This is a genomic window from Brassicibacter thermophilus (assembly GCF_055378355.1).
Map to the genome: position 1 here is coordinate 564,045 of NZ_AP042446.1, position 13,801 is coordinate 577,845.

Genomic DNA, 13,801 nt, shown 5'->3' on the forward strand with positions numbered 1-13,801 from the left:
ATTTAAAGAATTGGCAAAATTTAATTAAATACTTTAACTTAGAGTATAATTTTAGTAGGCAAAAACAACAAAAATGAAAAAGATGCCCGAAAGCACCTTTAACATATATGAATCATCCAATATAATAGTAATTAATAAGAAAACTATAAAAGGGATGATTACATGTATAATATAAGTTTAGATGAAAAAGAAATTAATTTCAAGAACTTAGAGAAAATTATATATAAGCTTGTATGCCGACAGGCATGTGAAATGCTCGTAGAGCTATTAGAAAAATTAGATAATAAATTAATGAAAGAAAGAGATAAAGAAGAATATAGAAATAAAGGATTAAAGAAAACTACCATAAAAACAATAATGGGCGAAATTGAATATAAACGTAGAATATATCAATATACTACACAAGAGGGTAAAAGAGGTTACAAATGCCTTTTAGATGAATACTTAAAAATGGAAACCATAGGACATATATCTACAAATCTAGTAGAAAAAATAGTAGATCTAGCAACAGATGAATCATATAGAAAAACAGCAAATAAAATAACAGAAATGACAAACCAAAGTATAAGTCATTCAGCAGCTTGGAACATAATACAAAACTTAGGAGAACAACTAAAACAAAAAGAAAAACACGAAATAAAATTAAACAACGAAGAAAAATTACAAGGCAAAAAAGAAACAAAAATATTGTTTGAAGAAATGGATGGAGTGTGGATAAATATCCAAGGTAAAGATAAAAAGACTAAGGGAAAAGAGAAAAAAGAACTAAAATTAGGAATTTTTTATGAAGGCTGGGAGAAGAAGCATGAGAAAAAAGATAGATATGTACTAAAGAACAAAAAAGCATATGCAAGCTTTGGAAGTAGTAAAGAATTTAGAAAACTAAGACAAGCCAAAATAGCGAAACAATATAATACTGACGAAATAGAAACAAAAATAGTAAATGGAGATGGAGCAAACTGGATAAAAGAAGTTATAAAAGAAGACAATTCACACTTTCAATTAGATCCATTTCATAGAAATCAAGCAGTACTTAAGAACATAGAAGATAAGAAAAAGGCAAAAGAAATAATAAAGAAACTAAGCAATGGTAACATAGAAGAAGGATTAGAAATGATAACAAAACTAATGATAGAAAACAATGATAATCAAAAGAAAATGAAGAAATTACAGGCACTATATAATTACCTAGTAAACAACAAAGAAGGGATAGTGCTCTACAAACTTCGCCCAGACATAAATATGCCGCAACCACCAGAAGGAATTAAATATAGAAATCTAGGAACAATGGAACATAGCATATGTGATATATTAGCACAAAGGATGAAAGGGAATAAAACAAGTTGGTCAATACAAGGAGCCAGTAACTTAGCCAAGATACTAGCAGAAAAAGCAAGCAAAGAATTAGCAACAACAATAAAATCACTACTGAACAAAGAAATAAAAGAAGAAAAGCTTGAAGAAATAATAGAAAAAGTAGGATTAACAGCAGCAGAAGTAAATAAAAAGCCAAAGAAAAGCAAGATATACAAACACAAAAGAGCAAGCATGCCATTTAGTCAATGTTCAGTAACTAACGGAAGAAAAGCCATAAAGGACATGTTAGGTTGCAAATGTGCAAGTCAAATGAACCTAAGTTTTTAATATCTAATATATTATATAACTTAAAAGAATAAGCTAACATACGATACCTATGCTCTAATATAAGCCTAAAAAAATACAACATAATAGAGCATTAATACTGATGAATAAATAGAATTAGACCTAAAAATAGGGCTCTCAGACTTATTGTTATTCTATAATCATAAGTCTAGTATTATAGAATAACAATTTTGAAATCATTGTAAAGTATATGTAAATTTATTTTTAAAATTGTAGAAAGTATAAATAGAATACTCTTGCCCTATCGGGCATAAAAACATAATTAAAACAGCAAAATTGGATGATTAAATTTAAAAATAATAATTTTGCCAACTTTTACTTGACAGTATCATACTTTAATATACAATTTCCACATTTATATATTTATGATAAAATAAATCTTGAGATATTAATAAATACTAAATGTGGAGGAATAATAATGTATAGCCTTGATGAAGTCAGGTCTATAGCGATGAAATGCAAGAGATGTGATTTGCATAAGACGAGGAACAATGTAGTGTTTGGAGAAGGTAATGAAAACGCTAACATAATGTTTATTGGAGAAGGTCCTGGGTACAATGAGGATAAACAAGGTCGCCCTTTTGTTGGAGCAGCAGGTAAATTATTAGATAAAATGCTGAAAGCTATAGGATTGTCGAGAAAAGAAGTATATATTGCAAATATTGTAAAATGCAGACCACCTAATAACAGAAATCCTTATGATAATGAAAGCAAAGCTTGTATAGAATTTTTAAGATGGCAAGTAAAATTAATAAATCCAGATATTATAGTGTGTTTAGGTGCAGTATCTGCAAGAAATATAATTGATAAAAACTTTAGGATAACAGTGGATAGAGGCAAATGGATTAAAAAGGGGCATTTTTATATTTTACCTACATATCATCCTGCAGCAATATTAAGAGATGTAAACAAAAAAAGACCTGCATGGGAAGATTTTAAAGAGCTAAAGAAAAAATATGACGAGATATTAGAGGGAGAGGGAAAAATACTTGAAAGATAAGAAGCTTGAAGAGCTAAATAGTAAAATTTTAAATAAGTTTCATGATAAAGAAATAGTATTGGGAGATGGGAATTCTGATAGTCGAATAGTACTTATTGGAGAAGCTCCTGGTGCTAAAGAGGTTGAGCTAAAAAAACCATTTGTTGGTCAAGCAGGAAAATACCTAAAAGAGTTTTTAGAAATGTTAGAAATAAAAAGAGAAGATATATACATAACCAATGTGGTAAAATTTAGGCCAACAAAAGAAAGCAAAAAAACAGGAGGTGAAATAAATAGACCGCCTACAGAGAAAGAGATAAAAGATTTTAAAGAGTTTTTATTTGATGAAATTAATATAGTTAATCCTAATGTTATCGTTACACTTGGTAATACTCCATTAAAGGCTATATTAGAAGATAAATTAGTGAAGATAGGAGATTTTCATGGCAAAGATATAAAAATCAGTATAAACCAAAAAACGTATTGTGTATTTCCATTATATCATCCAGCAGCGGTAATATATAATAGAAAATTAAAAGAGACATATATTAAAGATTTAAATGCGCTAAGATATCTTTTAAACAATAGAAATACTTAATGATTGTATTTTATTTAAATATAAAAATGGTAAGGTATTAAAGACATTTTTGTGACGTATATTATTTTATTATATATGTAAATATGCTAAAGAAAGGATGAGTAAAATGAGTGAAAAATATTTAACAGATATTGAAATTGCACAACGGGCTAAGATGAAACCAATAATGGAAATAGCAAAAGAAATAGGTATAGAAGAAGATGAAGTAGAATTATATGGAAATTATAAAGCTAAAATATCATTAGATGTATTTAAAAGACTAAAAGACAAAGAAGATGGTAAATTAATATTAGTTACTGCAATAAACCCTACACCAGCAGGAGAAGGAAAGACAACGATAAACATTGGGTTAAGTATGGGGTTAAATAAAATAGGCAAAAAAGCTATAACTGCTTTGAGGGAACCATCATTAGGACCATCTTTTGGGATTAAAGGTGGAGCAGCTGGTGGTGGATATGCACAAGTAGTACCTATGGAAGATATTAATCTTCATTTTACAGGAGATATACATGCAATAACAACAGCTCACAATTTATTATCAGCTCTATTAGATAACCATTTACAGCAAGGAAATAAACTAAATATTGACCCACGTAGGATAGTGTGGAAAAGAGTTCTTGATATGAACGATAGGGCTCTAAGAAACATAGTAGTTGGACTTGGTGGTAGGACAAATGGAGTACCTAGAGAAGATGGATTTGACATAACAGTTGCATCAGAAATAATGGCAATATTATGTTTAGCAACGGATTTAGAAGATTTAAAAGAGAGATTAGGCAAAATGATAGTTGCATATAATTATGACAATGAACCAATAACAGCAGATGATTTACAAGCTACTGGTGCGTTAACAATATTGCTTAAAGATGCGATAAAACCAAATCTTGTTCAAACATTGGAGAATACTCCAGCATTCATACATGGAGGACCATTTGCTAACATAGCTCATGGCTGCAATAGTGTAATTGCTACAAAGATGGCATTAAAGTTAGGTGATTATGTAGTAACGGAGGCAGGATTCGGTGCAGACCTTGGAGCAGAAAAATTCTTTGATATCAAATGCAGGTTTGTAGGATTGAAGCCAGATTGTACAGTAATTGTAGCAACAGTTAGGGCATTAAAACATCATGGTGGAGTACCAAAGAAAGAGTTAAATGACGAAAACTTAGAAGCATTAGAAAAAGGATTTGGCAACTTAGAAAAACATATAGAAAATGTTCAGAAATTTGGAGTACCAGTAGTAGTAGCAATAAACGAGTTTCCAACAGATACAGAAGCAGAATTAAAGCTGTTGTATGACAAATGTAATAAAGCAGGAGTAGATGTAGTAATGTCTAAAGTATGGGCAAAAGGCGGAGAAGGTGGAGTCGAATTAGCTAAAAAGGTTGTTGAGATAATAGAAACAAAGAAATCAAACTTTAAGCCAATATATAAATCAGAACAATCAATAAAAGAAAAAATAGAAACAATAGCCAAAGAAGTGTATGGAGCGGATGGAGTAGACTTTACTAAAAAATGTGAAAAGCAAATCAAAAAAATAGAAGAAATGGGCCTTGATAAAATGCCTATTTGTATGGCTAAGACTCAGTACTCATTATCAGATGATCCAACATTACTAGCTAGACCAAAAGGATTTAGAATAACAGTAAGAGAAATCAGAATATCAGCTGGAGCAGGATTTTTAGTAGCATTGACAGGAGACATAATGACTATGCCTGGACTGCCAAAAGTACCAGCTGCAAATAACATGGATATAACTCCTGATGGAGAAATAATAGGATTATTTTAAAAGCACTGAAGCAGTAGGTTATGTAAGAATAGCTTGCTGCTTCACTACTTTTTGCAAACTTCAAAGTATATTTTTGTCCTTTTTAGTATAATTTTGTACATTACATTTTATAATGAAATAAGTTAATGTATTGTAATAAAATATATTAATTTTTATTAACAAATTAAAATATAAAATTATACTAAAAAGGAGTGATTTAATGTTTCCAAATGAAGTTATATCATCTTCATCTTTAGACTCTTTGCTATTTTATTGTTCGGTATTAGGTATTTTATTATTTATCGGTACAATTTTAAGACTTGAGGAAATTGCATAATTTTAAATTGTTGATTTTTCTAAATTTCACTGAACGCAAAAAGGAGTTTCACCCCTAAATGTCGAATATATTAAGTAGACAAACTCAATACCCGAAAGGAGTGAAACTTCTTAAATGTATATTCGACAAATGAGCTTGATTTCCTTTGAGGAAATTATGGAATTTCAACAAGAAACTAAATTAGAGATGATTTTATCTCAGATTGACATTTCTAATTTAGCTTGCAAACTAAGAAAATCTCATAATTCTAAAGGCCCGAAGGGCTATGATCCTGAAACTTTAATTTATGCTTTGATTGCTATGCAAGTAGAAAAAATTCAAACTATAAAAGATTTAGTTCTTAATCTTAAGCAAAATCCTGTTTTAAGATTCTGTTGTGGTTTTAGTGTCCTTGGCAAAGTACCATCCGAATCTACTTTTAGCAGATTTTTAGATAAATTAACTCAAACTGATGAACTTGAACAATTGTTTCATACCTTAGTTGTTAAAGCAAAAGAACTTAATATAATTGATGGAGAACATGTCTCTATTGATTCAACAAAATTAAGTTCTTATGAATCTGCTAAGCGTAAAAAATATATCGTAGATGATGACTATAACCCTAACTGGGGGATAAAAAAAGATACTAATGGTAACACCGTAAAATGGTTTGGTTGGAAGCTTCATATATTATGTGATTCTAAAAGTGAACTACCATTAGATATTTTATTAACCCCAGCAAGCACTTATGATGGCACTGTAGCTATACCTTTAATAAAGCAATTTTTTAATAATTATAAAGATATTTTTAAGCCTAAATATTATGCTATGGATTCTGGGTATGACTTTGAGTATGTTTATAAAGATATAATAAACGAATTTAATGGTATTCCAATAATAGCTTACAATCCTAGACGAAGCTATGCCCCACCTGCTGGATTAGATGAAGATTTTAATCCTATCTGCTCCGCAGGATATAAATTAGTATATTGGGGCAAAGATGGAAAATATCTTAAATTCCGTTGCCCTCACGCTTTAGGTAAGTGTAATTGTCCTTATGGAATGAATTGGTGTTCTTCTTCTACCTACGGATATACTTTTAAAGTCAATTATAAAGAAAATCCAAGGCATTATGGATATCCTTTAAGGTCTTCTACTAGTTGGAAAAAGTTATATGATAAAAGGACATCAGTTGAAAGATGTAATAGTAGACTTAAAGAATATCTAAATTTAGATAACATAAGGTCTAAAGGTATTAAAAAAGCCAAGGTTCACTCATTATTAAATTGCATAGCACTTATAGCTGGAACAATATCATTAAATTCAAGTAAAGTTGTTAATAAAGCTGCCTAACGGCATAAAATTACCTTTATTTAGGAGGTTCTTTGCATTATTCTAAAATAAATATCAAATTTAAAATCTCATTTTCAATGAGCTATCGCTCTATGCTCTTTTTTTCTACTGTGAAAAAGATGAATTATGCAATTTCCTCACTTAAATTAAAAATTTTAAAAAAGCTATTTATTCCTGCGTCTTTAATAGCTGGAGTAATAGGACTTATATTAGGAGAATATGGAATAGGTTTTTTACCTGCAGAAATGACTAGAACTTGGGGTTCCATACCAGGAAAGCTTATTACAATAGTTTTTGCACCTATGCTAATAGGTATAGAACTTCCAAATATGAAGAAAGTAGGTAATATGATAACACCACATCTATATTACAGTTTTATAGGGGATCTTATTCAAGTTGCAGTTCCTTTTATTATTACATCTTTAGTATTAAAACCGATATGGCACGTTAGTGAAATGTTTGGTTCTATTGTCGAAGTAGGATGGGCTGGAGGCCATGGTACAGCTGGGGGTATGATTGATGTTTATAAATCTTTAAATTGGGTAGAAGGTGGAGATTTAGGTCTTACTTCTGCTACAGTAGGGTTAATGGTAGGTATTATTGGTGGAATGATAATTATTAACTATGGAGTAAGAAAAGGATATACTTCAATTATAAAATCTAAAGACGAGATTAAAACTAATACGGAAAACGATATCATTTCTCCTTCAGAAAGAGAAGCTAATTCTCTGACAACTATAAATAAGGATGTAGTTGAATCTTTTGCATTTCATTCATCTTTAATAGCTATAGCTGTTTTTATTGGCTGGATACTTCAAGGGTTAATAAAAAGATACATTGGCATAGAAATGCCTCTATTCCCAATGGCTATGATAGGTGGACTATTTGTTCAATTAGGTATATCTAAAACTAAATTAGCTCAAGCTGTTGACATATATACCTTACAAAGAATTCAAGGTATTGCTTTAGATTTTTTAATAGTAAGTGCTATAGCATCTATTAAGATACCGGTAATTGTACAGTATGCAGTTCCATTTTCAATATTAATGGTTATTAATGGTATATTACTAGTGGCATTCTTCTTTTGGGCAGGTCCTAGGTTATTTAAAGAAGACTGGTTTGAAAACTCTATAATTAATTTTGGATTTCTTTCAGGAGTTGCAGCAGTAGGATTGATGCTTTTACGTACTGTAGACCCAGATATGAAAACAGAAGCTGGGAAAGCATTTGCTTTAAGGACACCTATATTTGAACCTTTTTTAGGTGGAGGATTAATAACATCAATTTTACCAATGTTAGCAATTAAGTACGGCTCTTTAAATTCAGGTTTAGTTTTTTTAGGCATAACAATAGTTTTGTTTATTTTAGCTAAATTGACAGGTTTCTGGAACAAAAATAAAAAGGTAGTTTCAAAAGCTTAAGTTAAAAATTTATCTTAATATGATTTTTGATTGTATGCTTTCTTTAATACTGTAATTTAGAGAATAAATTACAGTATTAAAGAAGCATACTTTTTTTATATTACTCAATTAACTAAAGCTTTAACTTATTGCAATAATGTAAAAGTAAAGAGTATAATAGGAAGTGGAATAGGAGGCAAAGAGTTGGCTCAGAAAAAGAACATTCAAAATATTTTTATTGCTTTTATGGCAGTTATTTTTGTAGGTGAAATATATGTTAACCCTTTTGCACAATGGTTTAGATTTTCTTTTGCAGTAGTAATATTATCCTTATTGTTATTATATTTTAAAGATATTTCTATTATTGTTGCCACAAGTATTACTAGCGTATGTGTAACTGCTTTTAGAATTTTCGTATATTATATGACCTTTGATGAAGCAACTATTTTTTCTGCTTTAATTAATTATTTTCCAGTATCTATCTTTTATATTGTTTTTGGTATATTATTTTACTTTTTAGACGTTAGGAATAAAACAAATAATATTATATTTTTTATTTTATCGTTGTGGTTTTGCGATACTATTGCAAATTTAACTGAAACTGTTTTTAGAAGTTTTTTTGCATTATTTAATTTTAATAGAGCAGTGTATCTCATTGTAGTTGTAGGATTTATGCGTGCAGTAGCAACAAGTTTAATTTATCATATTATCTTATACCATAAAAGAAAATACGAAAAAGAGCAAAATGAAAACAGATATAAAAAATTAGTGTTATTTATATCTGAATTAAAAGCTGAGATATTTTTTCTTGCAAAATCAAGGGAAGATATAGAAAATACTATGGAAAAAAGTTACAAACTATATGAAAATATAAAGGATAAAAAACTTAAAGAAGATGCATTGGATATAGCTAAAAATATTCATGAGATAAAGAAAGATTACTATAGGGTATTAGCTGGCTTTGAAGAGACTCTTTCTAAGGGGAAGGAAAATGTTTCTTTAGATATAAATGAACTATTTAATATAATTAAAGAAAATACTGATAGAATGATAAAAGCTAAGGAAAAGGATATTTCACTAAATATGCATGTAAATGATAATTTTATAATTATAGATTATTATTCATTGGCTTCTATTTTAAATAATTTAATTATCAATGCTATAGATGCAATTAATGATTCAGGTGTAATTAATGTAGTAGAATATAAAGAAAATAATAAGTATGTTATTAAAGTAGAAGATAATGGTTGTGGAATTGAAGAAGAAGATTTAGATATTATATTTGAGCCTGGATATACTACAAAGTATAATTCTTTGACAGGCAATATGTCAACTGGACTTGGGTTATCTCATGTAAAACAATTGGTAGAAAATAATTTTAAAGGAGAAATTTATGTACATAGTGTTGCTAATAAAGGAACTACATTTAAAATAGTAATTCCGGTTAATAAAATTGAAAAATGAATAAATTGTATAAGGAATATTCAATGTAACAGGAGGGGACTTTATGAATGATAAGTTTTATATTGTAGATGATGATAAAGTCATCCAAAGAATGTTAAAAAAAATTATTTTAGATCATAAATTAGGAGATATTATTGGTATTTCAGGGGATGGATTGGTAGCAACAAGAGAAATTAGAAAACTTCAGCCAGATATTGTATTAGTTGATTTATTACTTCCTTATATTGATGGCATAGGAATAGTTTCGGAGCTTAAAAGAACAGGCTGTAAATCTACATTTATAATGATATCAGAAGTAACTTCAAAAGATATGGTGTCTAAGGCATATAAGATGGGTATAGAATTTTATATTAACAAACCTATAAATGTTATTGAAGTTATTTCAGTAATCAATAATGTTAAAGAAAAAATGAATATGTCTATGGTTATTCAATCTGTTGAACGTGCTATGAAAAAAATAGATTTATTTAAGGCAAATAGTAAAGGCATCAAGTCTTATAGAGTAGAGTATAAAAATCAGATAAAAAGTATTTTGGCACAACTAGGAATTATGGGAGAAGCAGGAACTAATGATATCATAGAAATAATTGCATTATTACTAGAAAGAGATATAGATAATTCTAATAGTTTAAAAGTTTATACATTAACAAATTTATATAATTTATTGAATGAAAAATATGAAAGAGAATATGGGTTATCTTCAAATATAGCTGCAATAGAGCAAAGAATTAGAAGGGCAGTATATAAAGCGTTACAAAATATTGCAAGTTTAGGTATTGAGGATTACAGTAATGAAATTTTTAGAAAATATTCTAGCAGTTTATTTCATTTTGAGGAAGTTAGAAAACAGATGGATTTTATTAAAGGAAAGTCTAAATATAGCGGAAAAGTAAATATAAAAAAATTCATAGAAGGTTTAGTAGTATTAATAAAAAATGATATTTTATAAACAAATATTTCTATATTCAGAATCTTCTAAGTATGATTTAGTAATTTTAAGTCATATTATGTAGGTTACCATTTATTATAATTAATAACTATTATTTTATAAATAGTATAAAAATAAGGAGGTATAGTGTTTGAAATTAAAATTAACAACTAAAATTTTATTAGGTTTAATCCTTGGTATTATAGTAGGGTTTATGTTAAATGGCAATCCAGATATAGCAAACACATTTATTAAACCATTTGGAAGTCTATTCATTAATCTTATCAAAATGATTATAGTACCATTGGTATTTTCATCACTTATAGTGGGAGCCTCAAGTGTTGGAGACGTAAAAACTCTAGGAAGAATAGGTGGGAAAACTATTGTTTATTATTTATTTACTACAGCATTTGCTATTACTATAGGACTTATATTAGGACATCTATTCCAACCTGGAGCAGGACTTAGCATTCCGATAAATGCAGAAGCTACCATAAACGAAAGTCCTCCATTAATTGAAACTTTGTTAAATATTGTTCCTAGTAATCCTTTAAAAGGGTTAGTAGAAGGAAATATGCTTCAAATCATTGTATTTGCCCTATTCTTAGGTATAGGGGTTACTTCAATTCCTGAAAATGTGGGAAAGCCTTTCATCGATTTCTTTAACAGTTTAGCTGAGATAATGTATAAAATAACTGCATTTATTATGGAATTTGCACCTATTGGTGTATTTGGATTGATTACTCCAGTTGTAGCTGAAAATGGCCCTTCAGTATTAATTCCATTAATCAAAGTTATAGCAGCAGTATATATTGGGTGCATATTACATGCTATTTTAGTTTATGGTTCATTAATTAAAGTGTTTACAAAATATAGTCCTTTAAAATTTTTTAAAGGCGTTGTGCCTGCAGCAGTTACAGCTTTTAGTACAAGTAGTAGTTCTGGAACACTACCTGTAAGCATAAAAGCTGCTAAAGAAAATTTGGGAGTTTCTGATAAAATATCAAGTTTTGTACTTCCATTAGGTGCAACAATAAATATGGATGGTACTGCATTATATCAAGGTGTTTGTGCATTATTTATAGCTCAAGTATATGGTGTAGATTTATCAATAGCACAGCAGGCTACAATAATTCTTACAGCTACTTTAGGTTCAATAGGGACAGCAGGCGTTCCTGGTGCTGGTATGATAATGTTGACTATAGTTTTAAAATCAGTAGGGTTACCACTTGAAGGCATAGCTTTAGTAGCTGGAATAGACAGAATATTAGATATGGCTAGAACATCAATAAATGTTGTAGGGGATTTGTCTGCTGCAACAGTAATCGCATATACTGAAAATGAAATTAACGATGTTAGTGAAGGGATATCACTATAAAAAACACGGGGCTTTTACCCGTGTTTTTTATAAATTTATGCTAAAATATTTTTCTTAGTCTTATGTTGACTTATAACATATTCATAACTTTCTACTAATGTATCAAATATGTTATCCCAACTTTTATTTTCTGCTTGTTTTAATCCGTTTTGAGCAAATGTATCCCTCGAGTTTTTATCTAATATTAATCTTTCTACTGCATTGTAGAAATCTTGAACATTTTTTTCATTACATAAAAGTCCATTATGACCGTGGATTACATTTTCTAGTATTCCACCTTTTTTGCAAGCTACAGTTGCTAGTCCTGAAGCCATTGCTTCTAGGATAACATTACCATATGTTTCTGTTGATGATGGGAAAAAGAATATTTCAGATGATGCATAGGCTTTAGCTAATTCTTTTCCGTGAAGAAATCCAGTTAATGTTAGATTAGGAATGTTTGAATTTATTATATCGTTTTTCATAGGACCATCTCCTACCATGAGGAAATGTATATCGTCTTCATATTTAGTATTTAGTTTTTTTGCAACATTAATAAACACATCTATATCTTTTTCTGCAGCCAATCTACCTACAAATAATATAACTATTTTATCATCGATATTATATTTTTTTCTAAAATTTACGTCTCTATACTTAGGAGAAAATTCACTTGTATCAATTCCATTATTAATTATTTGAAAATTATAGATTCCTTTATTTTTCAATAACTGATAACTTGAATATGATGGGCAGTAATTTCTATCGCATTTTTCGTGAAACCACCTAAAATATTTCCACAGTAAGTTATCTATAAATTTAAGATTATAATATTTTAAATATTGACTGAAATTTGTATGATAATGTGAGACAAGAGGAATATCATAATCTTTAGCGTACTTTAATCCGCATAGTCCAATATTTATTGGTGTCATAACATGAAAAATATCTGGCTTAAAATCATTCATAATTTTAGACATAGAACGATAAGCAGGAATAGATAATCTACATTCGGGATATAGTAAAAATTTGATGCTTAAATATCTAATTACGTTTATATCTATATCTTTTGCATAACTACTAGGTGCTATTATTTTATATTGGATGTTATTTTTGTTAAAATAATCTGCTAACTTTTTTGTAGTTAATGCAACGCCATTAATCTGAGGAACGTACGTATCTGTGAACAGTGCAACTTTCATGTATTATGCCTCCCTATTAAGCGAAATGGTGGAAAATTGAATAATAAAGCATTATATTAAATTTTGTAATTTCCTTATTAATAATTTATTGCTACTTTAATTAGCTCTGTAATTTTATAATCTTCTTTTTTATAAGTTAGCTTATAATGTTTAATATTAGGTATACCATATAAAGGCATATAAAATCCTAATGCTAATATAATGCCACATATACCGTCAACAATTGAATGCTGTTTAATAAATACTGTTGAAAGACAAATAAAGATTACTATAGTGGTTGATATTTTTCTTCCATATTTCTTTTTACTGAATTCTTTTGAGTTAAGTAAAGCTGAATTTGCAGCAATAGAATTAAATACATGAATACTTGGACATACATTAGTAGGTGTATCTATAGTGTAGAGAAATTTTATAGTTTTTGAAAATATATCATTTTCTACAATAACAGGTCTTAAATCTTGTCCATTTGGGAATATCATGTAAATTGTATAACATATAGTCATACCCCCTAATATGAATATAGTTAACTTATAATAGTCTTTTCTGCATGTAGCATTAGTATATACAAAGGCATATACTACAAAAGCATACCAAATAATATAAGGGATAATAAATTCCTTAATAAAAGGTATCTTGTCATCTATTGAGACATGTAATATATAACGCGGAACAATAGTTTGTTCACAATATTCAAACCAATATTTGAGTGGAATGAATAATAACATCCACCCGAGATGTTTATGTTTATATATAAATTCTTTAATATATTGCACC

The 13,801-nt window shown here is 28.9% G+C and carries 11 protein-coding genes; 9 read left to right on the forward strand and 2 right to left on the reverse strand.

The annotated features are described in order from the left end of the window. The first annotated feature begins 162 nt into the window (after positions 1 to 162). The 9 genes from ACZ41D_RS02705 (at position 163) to ACZ41D_RS02745 (ending at position 11,846) form a co-directional block, all read left to right on the forward strand. Positions 163 to 1,644: an ISLre2 family transposase gene (locus ACZ41D_RS02705; protein ID WP_464150702.1), complete on the forward strand. Its 1,482-nt coding sequence runs from the start codon at positions 163 to 165 to the stop codon at positions 1,642 to 1,644. A 436-nt stretch (positions 1,645 to 2,080) separates the two neighbouring features. Further along, positions 2,081 to 2,662, forward strand: coding sequence for a uracil-DNA glycosylase (locus tag ACZ41D_RS02710; RefSeq protein ID WP_464152384.1), 582 nt, complete (start codon positions 2,081 to 2,083; stop codon positions 2,660 to 2,662). After that, positions 2,652 to 3,239: a uracil-DNA glycosylase gene (locus ACZ41D_RS02715; RefSeq protein ID WP_464152385.1), complete on the forward strand. Its 588-nt coding sequence runs from the start codon at positions 2,652 to 2,654 to the stop codon at positions 3,237 to 3,239. The genes ACZ41D_RS02710 and ACZ41D_RS02715 overlap by 11 nt, the downstream gene beginning before the upstream one ends. 106 nt (positions 3,240 to 3,345) lie before the next feature. Next, positions 3,346 to 5,028: a formate--tetrahydrofolate ligase gene (locus ACZ41D_RS02720; protein WP_464152386.1), complete on the forward strand. Its 1,683-nt coding sequence runs from the start codon at positions 3,346 to 3,348 to the stop codon at positions 5,026 to 5,028. A gap of 445 nt (positions 5,029 to 5,473) precedes the next feature. Then, complete coding sequence (locus ACZ41D_RS02725) at positions 5,474 to 6,676, forward strand: transposase (RefSeq protein ID WP_464150977.1); 1,203 nt, start codon at positions 5,474 to 5,476, stop codon at positions 6,674 to 6,676. A gap of 110 nt (positions 6,677 to 6,786) precedes the next feature. Continuing rightward, a complete protein-coding gene (locus ACZ41D_RS02730) occupies positions 6,787 to 8,097 on the forward strand; it encodes a sodium/glutamate symporter (RefSeq protein ID WP_464152387.1) in 1,311 nt (436 codons plus the stop codon). Between the two features lie 183 nt (positions 8,098 to 8,280). Next, positions 8,281 to 9,540: an ATP-binding protein gene (locus tag ACZ41D_RS02735; protein WP_464152388.1), complete on the forward strand. Its 1,260-nt coding sequence runs from the start codon at positions 8,281 to 8,283 to the stop codon at positions 9,538 to 9,540. Between the two features lie 43 nt (positions 9,541 to 9,583). After that, entirely contained in the window at positions 9,584 to 10,489 is a 906-nt protein-coding gene (locus ACZ41D_RS02740) for a response regulator (RefSeq protein ID WP_464152389.1), read from the forward strand. A gap of 130 nt (positions 10,490 to 10,619) precedes the next feature. Continuing rightward, positions 10,620 to 11,846, forward strand: coding sequence for a dicarboxylate/amino acid:cation symporter (locus ACZ41D_RS02745; protein WP_464152390.1), 1,227 nt, complete (start codon positions 10,620 to 10,622; stop codon positions 11,844 to 11,846). A 35-nt stretch (positions 11,847 to 11,881) separates the two neighbouring features. Here ACZ41D_RS02745 and ACZ41D_RS02750 read toward each other — a convergent pair whose 3' ends face one another. Both ACZ41D_RS02750 and ACZ41D_RS02755 read right to left on the reverse strand, forming a co-directional pair. Continuing rightward, positions 11,882 to 13,027, reverse strand: coding sequence for a glycosyltransferase family 4 protein (locus tag ACZ41D_RS02750; protein WP_464152391.1), 1,146 nt, complete (start codon positions 13,025 to 13,027; stop codon positions 11,882 to 11,884). A 77-nt stretch (positions 13,028 to 13,104) separates the two neighbouring features. After that, the gene (locus ACZ41D_RS02755) at positions 13,105 to 13,800 is read right to left on the reverse strand and encodes a phosphatase PAP2 family protein (RefSeq protein ID WP_464152392.1); all 696 of its coding nucleotides are present in this window, start codon (positions 13,798 to 13,800) and stop codon (positions 13,105 to 13,107) included. Position 13,801: the final 1 nt, after the last annotated feature.